This window comes from Psychrobacillus sp. MER TA 171 (assembly GCF_023713305.1).
Lineage (GTDB): Bacteria > Bacillota > Bacilli > Bacillales_A > Planococcaceae > Psychrobacillus.
This window is the reverse complement of record NZ_JAMAWN010000014.1, coordinates 45861-65909: the sequence shown is the minus strand read 5'-3', so window position 1 is coordinate 65909 and position 20049 is coordinate 45861. Positions and strand designations below refer to the sequence as shown.

The 20049-nt window shown below is 37.6% G+C and carries 16 protein-coding genes; 10 read left to right on the top strand and 6 right to left on the bottom strand.

The window, feature by feature from the left end; translation table 11 throughout:
• Nucleotides 1–196 precede the first annotated feature (196 nt).
• Nucleotides 197–1696 (bottom strand): DHA2 family efflux MFS transporter permease subunit, encoded by a 1500-nt coding sequence (locus M3627_RS13690; protein ID WP_169360445.1) that lies wholly within the window; start codon nt 1694–1696, stop codon nt 197–199.
• Between the two features lie 169 nt (nt 1697–1865).
• On the opposite strand from M3627_RS13690, the gene M3627_RS13685 reads away from it, so the two are divergent.
• A complete protein-coding gene (locus M3627_RS13685) occupies nt 1866–2738 on the top strand; it encodes a TetR/AcrR family transcriptional regulator (protein ID WP_169360446.1) in 873 nt (290 codons plus the stop codon).
• Nucleotides 2739–2992: 254 nt separating this feature from the next.
• Here the strand turns inward: M3627_RS13685 and M3627_RS13680 are convergent, their stop codons facing one another.
• Both M3627_RS13680 and M3627_RS13675 read right to left on the bottom strand, forming a co-directional pair.
• The gene (locus M3627_RS13680) at nt 2993–5200 is read right to left on the bottom strand and encodes a YcdB/YcdC domain-containing protein (protein ID WP_251556143.1); all 2208 of its coding nucleotides are present in this window, start codon (nt 5198–5200) and stop codon (nt 2993–2995) included.
• 166 nt (nt 5201–5366) lie between these two features.
• A complete protein-coding gene (locus tag M3627_RS13675) occupies nt 5367–5846 on the bottom strand; it encodes a lysozyme inhibitor LprI family protein (protein ID WP_251556127.1) in 480 nt (159 codons plus the stop codon).
• A gap of 301 nt (nt 5847–6147) precedes the next feature.
• Between M3627_RS13675 and M3627_RS13670 the strand changes: the two genes are divergently transcribed.
• From M3627_RS13670 to M3627_RS13640, 7 genes are all read left to right on the top strand, one after another.
• Nucleotides 6148–7074 carry a DUF1672 family protein gene (locus tag M3627_RS13670; RefSeq protein WP_251556126.1) on the top strand — a complete coding sequence of 309 codons (927 nt, stop codon included), beginning with the start codon at nt 6148–6150 and terminating at the stop codon, nt 7072–7074.
• A gap of 14 nt (nt 7075–7088) precedes the next feature.
• A complete protein-coding gene (locus tag M3627_RS13665) occupies nt 7089–9170 on the top strand; it encodes an SA1320 family protein (protein ID WP_251556125.1) in 2082 nt (693 codons plus the stop codon).
• 176 nt (nt 9171–9346) lie between these two features.
• A complete protein-coding gene (locus M3627_RS13660; RefSeq protein WP_169360451.1) occupies nt 9347–9922 on the top strand; it encodes a TetR/AcrR family transcriptional regulator in 576 nt (191 codons plus the stop codon).
• A gap of 24 nt (nt 9923–9946) precedes the next feature.
• Nucleotides 9947–11359: a DHA2 family efflux MFS transporter permease subunit gene (locus tag M3627_RS13655; RefSeq protein WP_169360452.1), complete on the top strand. Its 1413-nt coding sequence runs from the start codon at nt 9947–9949 to the stop codon at nt 11357–11359.
• Nucleotides 11360–11558: 199 nt separating this feature from the next.
• Nucleotides 11559–12077: a spermidine/spermine N(1)-acetyltransferase gene (gene paiA, locus M3627_RS13650; protein WP_251556124.1), complete on the top strand. Its 519-nt coding sequence runs from the start codon at nt 11559–11561 to the stop codon at nt 12075–12077.
• Nucleotides 12078–12343: 266 nt separating this feature from the next.
• Nucleotides 12344–13753 carry a right-handed parallel beta-helix repeat-containing protein gene (locus M3627_RS13645; protein WP_251556123.1) on the top strand — a complete coding sequence of 470 codons (1410 nt, stop codon included), beginning with the start codon at nt 12344–12346 and terminating at the stop codon, nt 13751–13753.
• 138 nt (nt 13754–13891) lie between these two features.
• Nucleotides 13892–15304 carry a VanZ family protein gene (locus M3627_RS13640; protein ID WP_169360455.1) on the top strand — a complete coding sequence of 471 codons (1413 nt, stop codon included), beginning with the start codon at nt 13892–13894 and terminating at the stop codon, nt 15302–15304.
• 53 nt (nt 15305–15357) lie between these two features.
• Here the strand turns inward: M3627_RS13640 and M3627_RS13635 are convergent, their stop codons facing one another.
• From M3627_RS13635 to groES, 3 genes are all read right to left on the bottom strand, one after another.
• Complete coding sequence (locus M3627_RS13635; protein WP_251556122.1) at nt 15358–15828, bottom strand: YtxH domain-containing protein; 471 nt, start codon at nt 15826–15828, stop codon at nt 15358–15360.
• 277 nt (nt 15829–16105) lie between these two features.
• Nucleotides 16106–17740 (bottom strand): chaperonin GroEL, encoded by a 1635-nt coding sequence (gene groL, locus M3627_RS13630; protein WP_169360457.1) that lies wholly within the window; start codon nt 17738–17740, stop codon nt 16106–16108.
• 40 nt (nt 17741–17780) lie between these two features.
• Nucleotides 17781–18065 carry a co-chaperone GroES gene (groES, locus tag M3627_RS13625; RefSeq protein ID WP_169360458.1) on the bottom strand — a complete coding sequence of 95 codons (285 nt, stop codon included), beginning with the start codon at nt 18063–18065 and terminating at the stop codon, nt 17781–17783.
• 342 nt (nt 18066–18407) lie between these two features.
• Here groES and M3627_RS13620 point away from each other — a divergent pair, with 342 nt between their 5' ends.
• Nucleotides 18408–19127, top strand: coding sequence for a CPBP family intramembrane glutamic endopeptidase (locus tag M3627_RS13620; RefSeq protein WP_251556121.1), 720 nt, complete (start codon nt 18408–18410; stop codon nt 19125–19127).
• Between the two features lie 12 nt (nt 19128–19139).
• Nucleotides 19140–19691: a GNAT family N-acetyltransferase gene (locus tag M3627_RS13615; protein WP_251556120.1), complete on the top strand. Its 552-nt coding sequence runs from the start codon at nt 19140–19142 to the stop codon at nt 19689–19691.
• The last annotated feature ends 358 nt before the right edge of the window (nt 19692–20049 follow it).

The window sequence follows — 20049 nt, the reverse complement described above, 5'->3', positions numbered from 1 at the left end:
TTTTACGATGAGTAAAATTCGGGGTTTCTATCTATATTTGATTGGAGTGTTTTCCGTTACAGAGGGTGGGCTTTCGACTCGCTATTTACCCGGGATTGGTCCTCTCCTCTTCAAACAACTAAAAGTCAAAACGTAAAATCGAGTTTCCGATTTTACGTTTTTAATGGACATTTGTCTTAGCCCTTTTTAAATAAAATTAATTAGAAGCTTTTGGTTCTTGGTGTTCTTCTTCTATTTTACGTAATGATTCTGGGCTTACATCTACTCGTTTCAAGAAGAATGCTAAGACTAACGCGATTATGTTCATAACCAAAGCAACTAGGAAGGAGTATTGAATCCCTGCTAATAGAGCTTGTTGACCTAGTAAGCCCATGGTTTGCTCTGTCAGTGTAGCAGGGTCAACGTTGGCCATTAGGCTTTCCCCTTCTTTGGTGGTTACATAGTTCATTATAGAAACTAGCACTGCCGTACCAATGGAACCTGCAACCTGCTGAGCTGTGTTATTAACAGCTGTACCATGCGGGTTTAAACGTGTTGGTAACTGATTTAAACCATTTGTCATGATTGGCATCATAACCATAGACATCCCTAGCATCCGTATTGTGTAGATTATAACAATAAATAAATAGGTAGAATCTATTTGTAGTCTAGATAATTCAAAAGTAGAAATTGCTGTAATAACCAATCCTATTAATGCTAAAGTACGGGGACCAAACTTATCGAAAAGTTTCCCTGTTATCGGAGACATAATTCCCATAACAATTGCCCCAGGTAGCATTAGTAGTCCAGAGTCTAAGGGAGATATACCGCGTACACTTTGCACATAGGCTGGTGTTAAAATCATACCCGAGAACATAGCAACTGCATTAACAATTGAAATAATGGATGCTAAAGCAAACATCGGATACTTATATACGCGTAAATCTAACAATGGCTGTTCTAACTTTAACTGGCGAATTACAAAAATAACTATTGCTACTAATCCCACGATTAGTGTGGTTAATACAATTGGATCATCCCAGCCAGCTGTGCTTGCTGTGCTGACTCCATATAACAGACCACCAAAACCGAATGTTGAAAGGATTATTGAGGCAAAGTCAATTGTTGCAGTTTTGTCAGTTGTCATAACATTCCCTAGCTTCCAAACAGCTAGTAACAAGCTAATAACGGCTAACGGTAAAATCATGATGAAAAGAACTCGCCAGTCATAGTATTGTACTATGAACCCCGATAATGTCGGCCCAATTGCAGGGGCTGTGATCATAACTAATCCAAAAATCCCCATAGCCGCTCCTCGTTTTTCACGTGGGAAGGCAACAAGCATTACGTTCATCAGTAAAGGCCCCATTACAGAGGAACCAGCTGCTTGAACCATACGCCCTGTTAAAAGGAAGCCAAAGTTTGGAGCAACTGCTGCCATAGCAGTACCTAACGTAAATATGGCCATGGAGGTAAGAAATAATGTTCTATTCGAAAACCTTCTTATTAAAAAGGCTGATGCAGGTATTAGCACTCCGCTCACTAACATATAACCAGTTGCCAACCATTGGACAGTAGAATATTCCACATCTAAGTCCACCATAATGGAAGGTAGTGCTACATTTAAAAGGGAGTTATTTAAAAACGATACAAATGCTCCAACAAAGAGTACTGCGAGCATTAAATACGTAGCTTTTTTATTTTCAGTGCCACTCATCTTTCGTTTTCCCCTATTCTATTTTTCTATATTTACTTCATTACTCGAATTATATTAAACCATTAGTTCATTTTTTTCAATATATTTGTACACCTAGTTTAAATTTAGTTGAACTTTGTGTTCACAATATATATACTAAAGCCATCATCAGATTACTATCGGAGGATTTATGAATAAACGTAAAAGACATGTTGCAGATGTAGCCTTAAAGCTATTTGTAGAAAAAGGAATACAACAAACCTCTATCCAGGACATCATTGATAGAGCAGCTATTTCAAAAGGAACCTTTTATAATTATTTTAGTTCAAAAAATGATTGTATCGCAGAAATACTAGAAGGATTACGATATGATGCTAGTCAGCTTCGTATGCAAATCCAAGTTGGGAAAAACGAAAAGGACCAACAGATTTTAGCTCAACAAATATATAGTATTATTCAGTTAAATGAAGAAAGAAGCCTATATGCTCTCTTTGATGCAATTCTTAGCTCCAATGAAATAGATCTAAAAAAACTTGTGATGCAGCATCGTATATTCGAGCTAGAGTGGTTAGCGATTCGGTTTATTTCTGTATTTGGAGAGGAAATTTCTGAAAATGCCTTTGAAAGTGCTATACTATTTCACGGCATGCTCCAGCACTTACTATTTACAAAACGTGTAACAAATGCAACGTTTTCACTTCATCGAATTGTAGCAGTCCTACTCCAATATATCGGTCTTATCATTCCCTATATGCTTCAACATAATACTTCTTTAATTGAACCTTCTTCCGTCCATTTAATGAGGATGAATATAGATCGAAAGCCAGTAGAGTTAAGCGAGCTCATGAAAATGGCAAAGAACATTGAAGAGGAAGAGAATTTTACGATGGAGCAAGAGGATCTCTATGAGGCCATTATTTCGGAGCTCAACAAAGAACGAGTTCGCAAAAGCGTGCTTCAGCCATTGCTCAATCCTTTCTTAACATCCTTTGATGACACCTCTAGTAAAGGTCAGGTACAAACCTTCATCAATGCCATTTGGTTTTATTTAAAACTGAAGTAATACAAAAACTCACCAAGCTAATATTGGTGAGTTTTTCTAATTTAATGATTTATTACTAAGCAGGTGCAGATATAAGCGTCTTTGCCTAGTTTTAAGGTTTGCGCAAGGTTCGGTCGCGTTTCTGCAAGGTTCTAGCCTTTTTCCGCAAGGTTCAACCTCGTTTGTGCAAGGTTCTCCTCCGTCTCCGCAAGGTTTCTCTCCCCCTCTGCAAGGTTCAGTATCATTCGCTTGAAATCCATCCTACTAACATTAGATTAATAGCCGTATCTATAATCTCTTCCCTTTTTAGACATCTCATGGCCCAAACGAATTGTAGAAACAGCTAGCTCCGCATAGGTCACTTGCTTGGTAGGGTTAAACTGATTTTTCTCTGCCTTTAATAGTCCTAGAGAATCCGCCAACACAATATAGCCGGTATATTCATCTTTAATTTTCTTGCTATCCGCGAAATCATTTTTGTATATCTTAGTTTGCTTAGCTGCTTCCTCTAAGCCTAATGCACGAATATACCATATAGATAGCTCCTCTTTAGTAATAGGACTATCCACATCAAAGGTTGATTTGTCTGCAGCTATTACACCAAGTTCTACTGCTCTTTCAACAGCCTGATAGGAAGTATGCTTCGAATCGATATTAGTAAAGGTTTGTTTAGCATTCTCGGAGTCATCCATAGGATAGCCATGGTACATATATGTTAAGGAATTCATCATTATCCTAATAGCTTCCCCTTTAGATACTGCAGCATCTCCATTAAAAGACTTTGCATCTTTTACCGTTAACACTTTAGATTGGATTAAGTAATTTAATTCGGCGGCTGCAGTTGAATGAGAAACCTCTGGTAGTACCTCTCTGTTGTATTGGTTAAACCATTTACCAGTGCTTGCCTCTAAAACCTGAAATTCTTCTTCATTAAACAATGGAGAAGAAATTAAATAGTAGTGATTATTTTCTCGCTTCATATATTCTTTCATATAGCTTGTCTTTAGCATCACGGACTTTTTAAAAGTCTCTGTTGCTTCTTTCTCAGAAATAACTTTGTCTTTTGATGGCCACTCGTCAATCAGAGGTCTATCTATGCTTATGCTACTTAATGAACCGTCCTTGTGAATATTTACATTTATCTGATCACCCACTACCAATACTCCATCAACAATGCGAGGGAAAATGAAGTAATAACCACTCATTGGATCGGCATAGCTGGTCTCAGAAGGAAGCGCATACTCATGAAGATAAGAAGGCAAATACTCTTTTGCATACTCCACAGCCTTAGCTAATGCTTCCTCATATGATAGGGACTTCTGATCTTTATTCTCGTCTAACATTTCCTTAATTTCTTGCTGCATACTATGAAAACGAACTAACTCTCCTGTTTTCTTATCGAATTCTATACTAGACCCAGATCCTGAGCCATTAGAAAAATGATACATGTAGTGAACACTGATCACTTCTTGTCCATTATAATTTTTCATTTCCTCTACCGATTGAATCGTTAATTTTATCTTACTTGAATCGACCTTCAATAAGTTCTCTGCTGTTTTCTTAGCCGCTTCTTTTGTAATGCCATTGTGTTTGACAGGCAATGCCTTTTCTACAATCATTTCAGATCCTTTATGGGCAGGATACTCCTTTAAAAAATCATAGGAATTAAACCAATCCCCAGTAATAGCATTTACACTTAGTATTTCAGGCTTATAAACTAACTTCACATCAGGCTTATTACCTTCGTTTGGATAGGTAATTTGATATTGCAGCTTAGCCGTCAAATTATCCTTTATCTGATTTAGAATAACTTCAGCATCTTTACCCTTTTTTACATCATCGAAGGTAGAAGACTTGCTTGGAATAGCCCGATTAAATCCTACTACCTCTCCATTTCCTAGCACAGTCACATTAACTTGTTGATCCCCAACAGCGACACCATCCTGCATTCGGTTAAAAGAGAAAGTATAGCGAATTGGTCGAGTTAAAATTTGTGAACTATAATAAAAATCTTCAAGTCCTTCTTCTAACTGGTAGCTACCGTCCTTCATATACTTTTTCATAAAATCATGGGCAATTTGTTTAGCTCCATCTTTAGATACTTTGCCTGGAAATAAAGAATCTGCAGTGGCAACTGGTTCATATTGAAAAGACTCTATCTCATAATTATCCCCATAAAAACCTATGCTGCCCGAGATCTCCTTCCCTTTTTCCTGCTTATGAAAAGACATACTATGCCTAGTTGTATTTTCATATGGATTATCGTAGGAATGCATGTAGAATTCGCTAGGCTTGATTGAGTCGAAAACACCTGGAAAGCTAGCCTTAAACTTTTTAAGTAATTCCTCTTTAGACACCAAAACGTCTGTAGCAGCAACTTGCGCCACAACATTATAAGGCTGTGTTCCTGTCGTATTTGATGCATTTGCAGTGGCTGATAACATTCCCAGTGATAACGCGGAAGCAGTTAAAATAATTCCCATCCTCTTCAAAAATAGCCCCCCTTTTACGGTAATAATTATATTTTAAACTAATATATGGAAATTAGAAACATATATTTTCCCAAAATTTTAACTATTCATTTAAATCGATTAGTATAAGTGCTGGTATATGTAGTAAAAACCGCCACTCAAACTAGAGGCGGTTTACTTACTTCATGTATTTATTTACTAGCTCATAGCATCTTTCTTTAGTGAGATCGGCTAGAGCACTCGCATACAGGAATGGTTCAAGTGTTCCACCTTCAGCTTCCTGTGATTTTTCTTCTGCTATTTGATCACGTTGCACAATCCAGTCTTCTTGTTCCTTCTTTAAATCCTCGAAGTCACTTTCAGTAAGCTGTTCTTTAAGAACATCATAAATTTCATTTAATGCCTCGTCCCATCTTTTGAATGTCTCTGACTTAGCTTGATTCATATCCGCTTGAGTTCCAGATTCATACACCTTATCAAATTCTTTCAAACTATCTTCAATCTCGTCTAATTTGTTTAGATAGGCTTCCTTCGTTCCATCAAGCTCGCTAGCTTGTTCTTCAGGGACTGGAACATCAACAGCTAAATACTTTTCTGTGCTAGAATCGCATCCTGCTAGCCAAATAAACGGGAGCATTAATATGAGAAGTTTCTTCAATATAATCCCTCCTATAATCTATCAGACAGAAACTTCACAGAAAAGTTTCACTTTTTCTAACGATTTATATATTTCCCACTAATTATCTCCTATTCCTTATATGTTCTTCCCCAGTATAAAGAGGATAGGCAAATCTAACCCTTATTCAACCAAAGTCCTCATTTTTTATGTTATCCATAGACCCTTTCGCCCATTTTCTCAAAATTCAAATAAAATAGGAAGCTATTATTTTCATATCTCCTTAGGTTTGATTACAATTAATAAAAACCGACAGTTTGAGCTTTAAAGCGGGAGGATTAATATGAAGAATAACAAAATGGCCGTAGCAATTGTTAGCACAACACTTTTATTAGGAGGCTGCAATATGGAAGTAGAAAGCAAAAAGGAACCCGAAATAACTGGTAAGGGAGATGTTGCTTTAGATGCTTCAAGCTTTGTTAGTGTTCAAGACTACACTGGGGAGGAATATACCCTACAGGACGGGGAGGAAACAGATAAAATAGCTGAAGCAAATCGAGAGGAAATAGAACAAGCGGTAAAGGACTTCTTTTTAAACAACTATAAAACAGAAGTGAAAATCCATAACATTGTGGGAGCTGTGGACGGTGCCTCTGTATTCGTGGAATCTTTAGGAGAACCTCATTTCTACACATTTGCCATTGTACCTATTGATATTGAAAAAGAAAAAGTAGAAGCAGATAAAGTATGGTCTCAAGAGGGACAGATAGAAGATGCCATTACTACTGGGCTTTATGCGATGATCCATGATCAGGAATTTTCTACACTTGATAACTACTTAGAGAAACTCATTGAAGAAAATCCTTTAGTAGGTACCCGTATAGAGGCAGTTGAAAAGGTAGGAGCTAATGGATTTGCAACTCCCTATTATTATACAAGCGCTGCTGGTGAATACTTTACCGAGCTTTACAACAAATATATAGAAAATCCTACCATTAGCAAAGAAGAGTTAAAGAGCTCAATGAAAAAGTATGATTTAAATTCAAATCTAATGCTTATTACGATTACTTTATATATGAAAGAATCAGATACTGACCCAGATGAAGTGCTTTATGACAAAATAGTTTCTGATATCGAGCAAATGGAAGGCCTACCACGAGGCTCTTATTCCGTCATTTTACATGATAACTTGATAAACGCAGAATATGCGGACGGCTCCAAAAAAAGCTCATTAAACAAAACTGCCTTGAATGAAATTAGAAAAGAATAGGAGTGAAAATCTAGGTGACTACTATTAATCCTGTTTCTAACGTCCAGACAACTGACCAAGATTTAGTAGAATTAGCTGGTTTTCATGCGTACCGACATTATCAAACCGGTAAAATTATAACCGTAAACGATAAAATTTTTAAAGTAGTAGATACCCAATATGGGATGTCCTCTGGGCTAGATGCTGTTACTGTACAAAACAATGAAACGAAGGAATTGACGGTAGTTTATATTGGGAGCGAGGACAACAAGGATTGGATCGATACGAATGCAAAGCTACTCGCTGATACTCCCCCCGCGCAAGTAGGTGATGCACAAGAATACTTTGACTGGGTAAATACTAACCTTGGTAAAGTAGATTCCGTAACAGGTAACTCCCTAGGTGGAGGATTAACTAATGCTGTCGCTATTGAAAATCCTCAGGTGAGGGCTGTCACTTTAAATCCAGCCATCCTTCCTGCTGGTTTAGTAGATCCTACAATGTTGTACGATAATATAACCAATTACTATAGCCGCTTTGACTTTCTTACAAGTACAGAGGAATCGCTAGGATTAGGTAATAGAATACCTGGGAAAAAGTATAGCATCAATAATGGGGTTCCCCTCCTTTCCATGATTGTCCCGAATCATACGGGCTACGTAGATCCAGATAAAGATGGGAACTTTGTCATTGAAGTTGGCATAAAGGGACAGCCTGGACATGGATTTATCCATATTGGGGCCGACGATCATATTGTAACGAGTATTTGGACAGGGCAGCCTATTTATGGAGGCTATAGCGAAAAAATTGAGATTAACCAAGAAAACATGATTTTACTCTCCAATGGTATTAGAGACCAAGTAAAGGGTCGAATTACTAATGTTCAAGAGTATATAAGCAACTCAGTTAGTATTGTAGAAGACGAGAATGCAAAATTTAGTCAGCGTGTCACCACACTTCAAGAGACATTCCAACAAAAGTTGGAGGAAATAGCTGTAGACCCACTTTTTAAGGGAATAGCGGAGACAGGGGCCATTATCAAAGCGGCAATCGATGACTTAATCGACCTTCTGAATAAGGCCGAGGAACGCTGTCTCATCTTAAACAGCATTCTAAACTCAAAGCCTGCTGAACTTATTGAGTTTATTACCTCCACTAACATAAGTGTAGAAACGCTCTTTGCTCCGGCTAGAGACTATTTAAACCAGCTGAAGCAAGATGTAGATCATCTCGTCGCTAGCGCTCACAATATCCTTTACAACGAAATCCCTGAATTATTTAGAGGAGGTACCGATAATTTCATCGATGCTGTTGTAGGCGAGCTTGGGGCACATTATAACGTCCTAAAGATAAACAAAGAAGAGGTGTACACTCAGTTAACAGAATATGAAGCGCAGGTTAACGACATTGCCAATTCTTTTATTAATCGAGATGTGAGCTTAGCTGATGCTATCCACTCGGGAGCCACACCAGGAGAACGTGTAGATGCTGTTCAAAAAACAGAAATTAAAACAATTCAGGAATCTTCTTATTTAGTAATCGGAATGAAAATGAAGGAAGTCCAAGTAGAATTAGCTCATAATACAATTGTGACTGTAGGAACAACGATATTAAGACCTATCCTTTCTAGACTGGAACGTATTGTACTTTTAATAGAAGCTGCATTGACTGCCATTATTGTCGCAGTAAAGGCCGCTCAAAATATCGCGATATATGGAAATCCAATCAGCTTGTTGATGAGTATATTCACAGATTATGAGCAAAGAGTTAAAAGTGCTGTTGCCAGTGCTCTAGAACCTCTAGTAGAAATGGAGGTCCTAATGGAAAGTTTGCGTGTGGGATTTAATCGGATGCATACAAACTTACCAGAGATGCTTGATAACTTTAAGCCCTACCTGGATACCGCCATCTTTGAACCAGCTAAGTTTGAAAATGTGCGATTATACAATGTGGCGACCTTAGCCATTTTAGATGAAATGGAGCTACTGTTTAATGAAATCATTTACCAGCTTGCGGACGAAAAAGCTAATGCCATCGAAGAGACATTAGAGGTTTCCAAAAACGTATTAGGAAACCTACAAATCCTGAAGGAGCAAGTAGACAGAGGTACATTATAATATAAAACTTTGGGACTCCGGTGCAGCGATGCTACATTAGAGTTCTTTTATTTTGCTTACATATGATATCTAGTTCTTCTGTTCTTTTAATCTTGCATTGTCTTTCAATAGTCTATATACTAGTCTTTGTGCAAAAAAACAAACCGACCGTTCTGTTTTAGAAAGGAGTAAATAAGATGCCCCCAGGGATGGAAACTAAACAGCACCTTATCAAGACTGCAGGCCACTTATTTAGTTGTTATGGTTTTGAAGCGGTAAAAATCTCCACTATTATCAACGAAAGCAACACAACTAAAGGCGCCCTTTATCATCACTTTCCGAACGGTAAGGAAGAGCTACTTCTTGCTGCTATCCAATATACAGGAGATTTGTTACTAAGTGATACAAAAAATCTATTGAACAAATCTGCTGATCCTATTGAAATGTTATTAAATCAATTGAATATGATTGCTACGCAAATTGAGCAAAAGCATGAATTATATGGTGTTCCTATTGGTAATATTGCAGGAGAAATGGCTCTTAAAAACAATGAGATTCGTCTAGCCTGTGACCACGTTTTTAAAAGCTGGCAAAAATTAGTGAAAGAGAAGTTTATCGATTATGGTATGTCGGAAGAATGTGCAACTAATCTTGCCATAACATTAAACGCATTATTTGAAGGTGGGATATTGTTGAGCGTCACAAGTGCTTCTGGTGATCCATTAAGAGCTATCGCCAAACAAATACCCAATTTAGTACCACCAAAACAGTAATTTATAATAGAGAGTAGGATTTACATGTCACAACCAATTAAAAAATTACCTATACTTTCTGCATTCTTAATAGCGGGCTTTGTAGGTCTCTTCAGTGAAACAGCACTAAACATGGCATTAGGACAACTAACTGTCGAGCTAGGCGTTGAACATACAACGATTCAATGGCTGACAACTGGCTTCCTGCTGACCCTAGGTATACTTGTACCGATTTCTGGATTGCTAATCCAAAAATTTACGACTCGTCAGCTATTCTTAACCTCCTTAACATTTTCTATCGTAGGGACAATAATTGCAGGACTTGCGCCAACCTTTGCCTTCTTATTAATGGCACGTATTGTACAAGCAGTTGGTACTGCTATTCTATTACCTTTGATGTTTAATACGGTTCTATTAATCTTCCCAGTCGAAAAACGTGGATCCGCAATGGGTATCATGGGACTTGTTATTATGTTTGCACCAGCAATCTCCCCTACCGTATCTGGAATAATTTTAGAATACTTAACTTGGCACTGGATTTTCTGGACGACACTGCCATTCCTTGTATTTGCTTTAGTTTTCGGCTATTTCTATATGCAAAATGTGAATGAACTAACTCATCCAAAGATTGATGTACTATCTGTTCTCTTCTCCAGTATTGGATTCGGAGGAATTGTGTATGGCTTCAGTGTGGCAGGAGAAAATGGCTGGGGGAGTACTATTGTAATTGTTGCATTAGCTGCAGGTATAATCGGTCTAGCTCTATTCACTTGGCGCCAGCTGAACATGGAAAAACCAATGATCAATCTAGCAGTACTAAAATATCCTATGTTTGTACTTGGCCTAATCGCGGTATTTATCGCCTTTATGTGTATTCTTTCTACCATGATCTTGCTTCCACTTTACCTACAAACAGGCTTAGCTTTAGCAACATTCACAGCAGGACTTGTTCTATTGCCTGGTGGTGTTATTAACGGTATTTTCTCACCTATTGTCGGAAAGCTATTTGACGACTATGGTGCAAAGGTTCTTGTAATGCCAGGATTTATTTTAATCGGTATTGCGTTCGTATTCTTTATGCAAATTGACCAACAAACTTCTCAACTTACGATAATCGTGCTTCATAGTGTTATGATGATTGGTGTATCGCTTGTTATGGCTCCGGCTCAAACAAATGGCTTAAACCAATTACCACGTCATTTATATCCAGATGGCACTGCATTAATGAACACGCTTCAGCAGGTATCTGGTGCAATCGGTACAGCAGTAGCAATTACAATCATGTCCACTGCTCAAACTTCATTCATGAAGGAGGAAGGTACTACTATTCCTTCCATCGATTCATTTATCTATGGCGTGCAAACGTCTTTCAAATATGCTATTGCATTAGCAGTAGTTGGTTTGATTTTATCGTTCTTTATCAAAGGGAAAAAACAAACGATCAACTCTAAAAATTAATCATGTCAACAGCCTTCAAGCTTTCTTTGCTTGAAGGCTTTTTAATTGATTTTGTCTCTATCTCACACTTTTCGTAGGATAAGGATAAGTCATCCCCCCTCCCAAAAGAATATTTACTATTTCTGAAGCGTCTTAGGGATGCTAAACTAATGTTAAACAAACAGCTTTATTCAAATGAACTTAAAGGAGAGACGTATAAATGACCTTAACTATTAAAAAATGCACCTTTGAAGATTTGCATACGCTTCAAGAAATTAGTTATGAAACATTTGATGAGACATTTAAGCATCAAAATTCACCTGAAAATATGAATACTTATTTAGAACGAGCATTTAATTTAACACAATTAGAAAAAGAATTATCCAATATTTCCTCGCAATTCTTTTTTGTTTATCATAACAGTGAAGTTGCCGGTTACTTAAAGGTCAATGTGGATGAGGCACAGTCTGAAAAGATGGATGGGGAATCACTTGAAATAGAGAGGATATATGTAAAGAATAAGTTTCAAAAGCTAGGACTTGGAAAACTTCTCCTCAACAAGGCGATAGAAATCGCAATGGAACGCGATAAAAAGAAAATTTGGTTAGGTGTATGGGAGAAGAATGAAAATGCAATTGTTTTCTATAAGAACATGGGGTTTGTTCAAACCAGCAGTCATTCCTTTTATATGGGTGATGAAGAACAGATAGATTTAATAATGACTAAAACGCTCTCCTAAAATACCGAAGAAAAAAATGAGCTAGGAATTTCACTTCCAGCTCATCACTTTATACATACTCCTTATTTCCTTCGCCTAATAAATATACTTCTCCCAGATGAAAAATATCCGTGTTGTTTTGTTTCTCTTCCCACGTGCAATTCACTTCGCTAAAATGACTCCCTGATTATTATTTCTTATTTCGGGTAAATACGTTATAGAGTCTAGTAATCTAGAAAAATTCAAAGACTAGACTATAAGCAGTTGTCAGGAGGAAGAAAGAAATCATGCAAAAATTTTTACTGATCTTAGTCATGTGGACACTATGGGTTGTCTTTCCTACAGGTTCTATAGAAGCTAAGGCAGAAACATATACGATTACCCCATCCAGCGATACATACAATCATAAGTTCGAGAGCTATTCTACATACAATTCTCATACGAAACATTATTATTTACTACGTTCCTATCTGGAACAGCTTGAAAAAATAAACGGTGGGACACTCATCATAGAAAAAGGCACTTACACAGTATCCAATGTACTTTTTGTCCCTTCTAATGTAACGGTTAAATTAGAAGATGGCGCAAAGCTTGTTAATAGTGATAAAACTGGCACCTCTGAGCTCGATGCCGATAAATCACTTTTCCATCTTATCCGACCTTCATTAGGAAAAGAGGAAGGTGTCTATGGTAAGCACGAAGGTGAAAAAAATATCTCGTTCATTGGAGCAGGAACAGCGACCATGGATTTAAATTTTGATAAGGATGCAATTGCTATTATTGCAGGACATAATAAAAACATTAAAATTGAGAATATCCATTTTACTAACATGTATTCTGGTCATTTCATCGAAATTGATGCCACAAGGAACGCTGTTATATCCAACAACAAGTTTATGAATTCAAAAGCCTCTCCAACTGAAATAAAAGAAGCCATTAATATCGATACCCCTGACAAGCTGACGAATGGCTGGAGCTCTAAATGGAGTAAATTCGACAAGACACCAAACACCAATATGCTAATAGAGGACAATGTCTTCTATGACTTAGACCGGGCAATCGGTACTCATAAATATTCGGGTGGTAAATATCACGATAATATTGTTATTAGAAATAATAAAATAGAAAAAATGCGTCAGGATGCCATACGCGTCATGAACTGGAGCAACTCAACAATAGAATATAATATCATCAAAAATGTTGACCCAGGTGAATACAACTCGAATAGAGGAATTATGGCTAGTGGCGCCCTTAACCCTACCTTTCAAAACAATGTATTTATAGACCTACCGCGAGCAGTCCAATTTATCGCGTGGAAAAACGATGATTCCGGATCTGAGTACGATATAACATATAATAAATTAATGGAGAATAATAAAGAGGTACTTAAAACAAACATCGTTTTTAACTCGGAGGAGGACTTTATACGCATTAACCCTAAATTTAAGAAATATGATGCTGCCCATACGGAATTTATCCCTTTAAAAACAACACTATCTCCTGCATTACCTAAAGTATCTTCTCTCTCTCCAAAAATATGGGGTCTTATAGAAAAAAACAACGACGATAATGGATCAAATAATCCCTCTACCTTTTATGAAGATCTATTTACGGCAGAGTCCCTACCTTTATCTTTTCAGAGCTATAGGAGCATATATGAACGAAAAATGACAAATAAGCTAGAAATATTTAAATAGACATCCAGATTTGTATCACGTAATTTGAGAATTCCTTATATTTCAATACTCATAAAACCTTAAGATTTATCCTAATATCCCCTTAAGATTTATTGGTTACCATAAACTTACCAATTAATTTTAGGAGGTTACGTTCTCATGGATTTAATAAGTATAGTGTCTGGTCTTTTGCCGTATGTAAAATATTCTATTTTTATTTTCATTGCCTTAATCATTGGGTTTTTCCTTTTTAAAAAGGTTTATCTGGGGAAAAAACTAATACGTCTGTCCAAATTTATTTTAATCCCTTTACTGATTTGCTGGGGAACCGTCGTATTAGGGATCACTACTTTAAGTAGGCCTGCAATGTTTACTGGCCAATTTAATCCTAGTCTGTTCAGTAGCTATGTGAATGCCTGGAACAAATGGTCCATGCCTGAATTACAGTTAATCCTCTTTAATATGTTAATGTTTGTTCCATTAGGTGTTTTATTGCCGTTGATCCATCCAAAAATGAAACGGTTCTGGAGAGTATTCATTATTTCGATTGTATTTACTCTTTGTATAGAAATATTCCAGTACATTTCTGGTAAAGGGATCTTTGAATTTGACGACCTTCTGCATAATACAATCGGAAGTCTAGCAGGTTACTTTTTAGTAATGGCCATCATGACAAGCATCGAGCAACGAAAGTTAAAACTAGCTCCAATTGTAAAAGCATTTGCTATTCCACTAATTTTTGTTCTGTTATTCGGTATAGCAAGTGTTGTATATAATGCACAAGAGTTTGGAAACCTGGCATTTAAGCCTGTACAAAAACAAAGTATGGAGCAAATTGATGTGCAACTAGAGACACAGCTATCTAACAAATCGACTAATGCTTGTATGTACCACAATTCAGATGTTAGAGATATTAATAATTTTAAAACAGTCTCACAATCCATCTCCGATCAATTTGCTTTACAACAGCACGGTGGTATACGAATGGAAGGGGAAAATCGCCAGCTACAGCTGATAGATGAGGAAGGTGAATTCTATTACTTAACTTATTTCATGTCCAATGGTTCATGGTCCTTTTCATCTGATGCTTATAGCGAAGAGGTTCCAAAAGTAGACATAGAACAGCAAAAACGGTCTATGGAAGATTGGTTAGAAAATGAAGGTTTATTCCCTAGTAATGCTACCTATCAGAAGCAAGATGAACGTACCATTCGTTGGGATTTAGAAAAGCGAGAGAATGTACAATCTACATGTGAGGATTTTTCTCAAGGATTTATCGTAGTTAACCTTTCTGATAAACAAACTCCTGATAGCATCATTTATGACGTGAGTGATAATAAATTGGTTAGGGAGAAGGAAGTTATATCCCAACAGGAAGCATATAAGGCATTACTAAATGGGGAGTTTAGCTTATTCAATCCTCTACAAAAAGGAGATAAGTTAACGATAACGGATGTTCGCATAGACTATACTTATGATACTAAAGGTTATTATCAGCCTGTATATGTATTCAATGGTAATGTGAATGATCCAGATTCTACTGTTGAAATTCTGATACCAGCTATTAATTAATAAAACAGCACTTACTCTAGCAGAATAAAGTAAGTGCTGTTTTAGTTTAGATATTAAATTTTAGTGTGATTGTTTCCATTACTGCCATCTACCACTTCTTCTCCCGCTTCTTTCACTTTTCCACTTATTTCTTTTATATCAGACGTGATCTCTTTAGCACTTGAAATAATCCCACTTGAATCTTCCTTTACTTGACTAACTGGTGCAAGAATGTTCTCGTTCACTTTTTCATATAGAGATTGTGCGTCGTTTATTGCGTCTTTCAGAACCGTAGAGGCAGATTTCAGTCGCTCTTGTAGATCGTTTTTCACTTCTCCTGGATTGTTTCTAACTTGGCTATACATATCCAATGTTGAGTCTTTCACGTTTTTGGTTGTGGATGTTACTTTGTTTCGTGTATTGGAATCAAGCATTGCAATAGCCGCGCCGATAACAGCCCCCACTACCAAGCCCTTTATAAGCTTTCCATTTTTCTCTTCCTCGGTATTAGTCAGTTCGTTGTTATACGTAGCAAATTGTGTCATCCATTATTCCTCCTGTCTGTTTTTTGAAATTTGTTTCCTTACTACTTTAAGTGCCCTTTTTTCTTTTGTTTAAACTATTTGATTAAATTTCAATTCCTTTTATCAGCTAATTAACGTACTCTCTACAAATGAAGGAAAAAGTAGCAAGAAATAAAAAAAGCTTCCCACTAGTTATTACAACTACTGAGAAGCTTCTATTTTTAAACGATCCTATATGTTAATCTCTAAACTTCACTTCACATCGTAACCCTTATGAATCATGGGTTAACAAGGCTTATTACATCATGCCGCCCATTCCGCCCATGTCAGGCATACCCATGCCGCCTGCTCCTGCTGGTTCTGGAATGTCTGCTACTACTGCTTCTGTAGTTAAGAATAGAGAAGCTACAGATGCAGCGTTTTGAAGAGCTGAACGAGTAACTTTAGTTGGGTCTACGATACCTGCTTCGATCATGTTAACCCATTCGCCAGTTGCTGCGTTGAAGCCCATGCCGATATCTTCGCGTTTTAGGCGATCTACAACGATAGATCCTTCTAAACCAGCGTTGTTAGCGATTTGACGAACTGGTTCTTCTAATGAACGAAGAACGATACGGATACCAGTTGCTACGTCGCCCTCTTTTGTTTCTGCAAGCTCAGCTACTTTGTTGTATACGTTTACTAGTGCAGTACCACCACCAGATACGATACCTTCTTCTACAGCTGCGCGAGTTGCGTTTAGTGCATCTTCAATACGAAGTTTGCGTTCTTTTAGCTCAGTTTCTGTAGCTGCTCCAACTTTCACGACAGCTACTCCACCAGCAAGCTTAGCAAGACGTTCTTGAAGTTTTTCTTTATCGAATTCAGAAGTTGTTTCTTCTAATTGGCCACGGATTTGAGCAACACGGCTAGAGATGTTTTTCGTATCTCCGTTACCTTCTACGATTGTTGTGTTATCTTTTGTTACTACTACTTTAGAAGCGCGTCCTAATTGAGTGATGTTCGCAGATTTTAAGTCTAAGCCTAAGTCTTCTGTGATTACTTCTGCACCAGTTAGAATAGCGATGTCTTCAAGCATAGCTTTACGACGGTCACCGAATCCAGGAGCTTTAACAGCTACTGCATTGAATGTACCACGTAATTTGTTTACTACTAGAGTAGCTAACGCTTCCCCTTCTACATCCTCAGCGATTAGTAAAAGTGGTTTACCTTGTTGAACTACTTGCTCTAGCACTGGTAAGATTTCTTGAATGCTTGAGATTTTTTTGTCTGTGATTAAGATATATGGGTTGTCTAAGTTAGCTTCCATTTTATCTGAATCCGTTACCATGTATGGAGATGCATATCCGCGGTCGAATTGCATACCTTCTACCACATCAAGCTCTGTTGTGAATCCTTTAGATTCTTCGATTGTAATTACTCCGTCGTTACCAACGCGCTCCATTGCCTCAGCGATTAATTCACCAACTTCTTCATCACCAGAAGAAATAGCAGCTACTTGAGCGATTGAATCTTTACCTTCGATTTGTTTAGAGATTGCTTTAAGCTCTGTTACAGCAGCAGCTACAGCAAAGTCGATTCCTTTACGGATACCAACTGGGTTAGCACCAGCTGTTACGTTTTTAAGTCCTTCACGGATCATAGATTGTGCAAGAACTGTCGCAGTTGTTGTACCATCACCAGCGATGTCATTTGTTTTAGAAGCAACCTCAGCTACTAATTTTGCACCCATGTTTTCAAAAGCATCCTCAAGCTCGATATCTTTTGCGATTGTTACACCATCATTTGTAATAAGTGGAGAACCAAATTTTTTCTCTAATACTACGTTACGACCTTTTGGCCCTAATGTTACTTTAACAGCGTCTGCTAATTTATCTACTCCACGCAGCATTGCACTACGAGCGTCTTCACTAAATTTAATTTCTTTTGCCATGTTATTATGCCCTCCTAATTGTTCTTTTTAATTTCTTTTATTAGCCGATTACAGCAAGAATATCGCTTTCGCGTAAGATTAAATAGTCGTGGCCTTCATATTTTACTTCAGTTCCAGCATATTTAGAGAAGATAATACGGTCCCCTTCTGTTACGTCTAATTCAACGCGGTTTCCGTTTTCTAGTACTCGTCCAGTACCTACTGCAACGACTTTACCTTCTTGTGGTTTCTCTTTAGCAGAGTCTGGAAGTACGATGCCAGATGCTGTTTTTTCCTCAGCTTCGATTAATTCGATTACAATACGATCACCTAATGGTCTTAACAAGTGAAACTACCTCCCTAAAATAAGTTGAATTTAATATTTATTAGCACTCACACACTTTGAGTGCTAACACACTTATAATAATAATTAAACTATGGAAATTTTGCAAGTCAGAACCTAAACTTTTTTTAAAATTTTATTATCTACTTTCTCCTCTTAGATCATGAGTATTTCACCTTGCCTTTGTGCGAAAGCAAGTCCCTTTTCAATACTAAAACTGTCCAAGAATAAAATAGCTAACAAGCGATTTTATTTTAGTTTTCCATTACAATAAGGCTAGCACATATAATAATTACCAGTATGCTATGCAATAGAATCTTTATAGAAGACGGAAAGGATATTTAGATGAAAAAACAACAAACAGCCTTATACATATTAATCACCTACTGTGTCATGCAGCTCTCCGGAATCATCTTTGCTTCTCTGCTATTTATGGTTTTTAAATACTATAACCTGGAAAATCCTATGTTACTGGCTAACGGCTGGTGGACTTTCATCGGAATGGGGACTGCAACAATCATCACTTTACTTATCATCCGAAAAGACAAGAGCTTTATCCGACCTTTAAAGGGACAAGCTTCGAGCACACTCAAATCAGTTGCCTGGGGAGTTTTGGGATTCATAATGGTTTTGTACGGCCAGGCCCTTGCTGCTAATATAGAGATTAAATTTTTTGGAATCGAGCCCGGTTCTGAAAATACACAAGATTTCATGGAACTAGCTAGTTCGGTGCCCTTTGTTTTTTTCTCTATCGTATTCTTTGCCCCAATCTTAGAAGAGCTCATCTTCCGTCGTATCATTTTCGGAACATTATTACCTAAAACAAACTTCTTTGTAGCAGCACTTATAAGCTCACTGTCCTTTGCAGTCATCCATTTTGAGTTTACGCACATACTAATATATGCTGTGTCTGGTTTTATATTCGCATTCATTTATTATAAGACAAAACGAATCATTACTTCTATTATTGCCCATATGCTTTTAAACGGATTCGTAGTAATTGCACAACTATATAATGAAGAAATCATTAACTTCTTTGAAAGATTAGCAGAAATGTTGCAATAAGGAGGAATCACTATGACTTTTTCATTTACGAAGCTTCCTATAATAGAAACAGAAAGACTTATTCTTCGAAAAGCAACCGAACAAGACTCCGACGACATTCTAGAATTGTATGCCAATGAAAATGTTGTAGAGCATATGCCACTCGATCCGTTTACTTCTATTGAAGATGCAAAAGGCGAGATTAGTTGGTACGAGAAAATATTTTTGGAGCAAACTGGTTTGCGTTGGGTAATAGAAGAGAAGGTAAACAAAAAAGTGATTGGTACGTGTGGCTATTTAAACTATGAGGTTGAACATAACCGGATAGAAATAGGCTATGACCTCTCCCCTGAATCATGGGGAAAGGGAATTATGACGGAGACACTAAAGGCTGTTATTCACTTTGCCTTTTCAGAGTTAAATGTAAACAAAATTGAAGCTCAAATCACGTCAGAAAACGATGCCTCCCTTGTAAGTAAGCTAGGCTTTCACAGAGATGGTGTTCTAAGGGAACATGAATTTGAAAAGGGACGCTATATCGACCTTGTCATTTATTCCCTCCTGAAAAGCGAATATACAAAGTAAGCCTTCGACTAAATTAGAGTCGAAGGCTTTTTCAGATGAATGGAGAAGTTTGATATCCTTGCTAGTTTTTATTTTTTCGGGGCAGTGACAGGCGGTTTCGCTTTTCTTGGTGTCTAGCTACACCGCCTTGCCCCTCGGGGTCAAATGGAAAAATACTCCGGTGGCTGATGAGCTGCCTCCTCGCATTTCCCCATTTGCCTGTCGGGGCAGTGACAGGCGCCTGCGCTTTTCTTGGTGTCTAGCTGCACCGCCTTGCCCCTCGGGGTCAAATGGGTAAAAGCTCCGGCGGCTGAGGAGCTGCCTCCTCGCTTTTTTCCATTTGCCTGTCGGGGCATACATAGGCGGTTCCGCTTTTCTT

Bases quoted from the DNA above. Each gene is read 5' to 3' on its own strand.
- M3627_RS13690 (WP_169360445.1), bottom strand. From the start codon at position 1,696: ATGAGTGGCACTGAAAATAAAAAAGCTACGTATTTAATGCTCGCAGTA.
- M3627_RS13615 (WP_251556120.1), top strand. From the start codon at position 19,140: ATGACTTTTTCATTTACGAAGCTTCCTATAATAGAAACAGAAAGACTT.
- M3627_RS13620 (WP_251556121.1), top strand. From the start codon at position 18,408: ATGAAAAAACAACAAACAGCCTTATACATATTAATCACCTACTGTGTC.
- groL (WP_169360457.1), bottom strand. From the start codon at position 17,740: ATGGCAAAAGAAATTAAATTTAGTGAAGACGCTCGTAGTGCAATGCTG.
- M3627_RS13645 (WP_251556123.1), top strand. From the start codon at position 12,344: ATGCAAAAATTTTTACTGATCTTAGTCATGTGGACACTATGGGTTGTC.
- M3627_RS13670 (WP_251556126.1), top strand. From the start codon at position 6,148: ATGAAGAATAACAAAATGGCCGTAGCAATTGTTAGCACAACACTTTTA.
- M3627_RS13640 (WP_169360455.1), top strand. From the start codon at position 13,892: ATGGATTTAATAAGTATAGTGTCTGGTCTTTTGCCGTATGTAAAATAT.
- M3627_RS13660 (WP_169360451.1), top strand. From the start codon at position 9,347: ATGCCCCCAGGGATGGAAACTAAACAGCACCTTATCAAGACTGCAGGC.
- paiA (WP_251556124.1), top strand. From the start codon at position 11,559: ATGACCTTAACTATTAAAAAATGCACCTTTGAAGATTTGCATACGCTT.
- M3627_RS13655 (WP_169360452.1), top strand. From the start codon at position 9,947: ATGTCACAACCAATTAAAAAATTACCTATACTTTCTGCATTCTTAATA.
- M3627_RS13685 (WP_169360446.1), top strand. From the start codon at position 1,866: ATGAATAAACGTAAAAGACATGTTGCAGATGTAGCCTTAAAGCTATTT.
- M3627_RS13635 (WP_251556122.1), bottom strand. From the start codon at position 15,828: ATGACACAATTTGCTACGTATAACAACGAACTGACTAATACCGAGGAA.
- M3627_RS13680 (WP_251556143.1), bottom strand. From the start codon at position 5,200: ATGGGAATTATTTTAACTGCTTCCGCGTTATCACTGGGAATGTTATCA.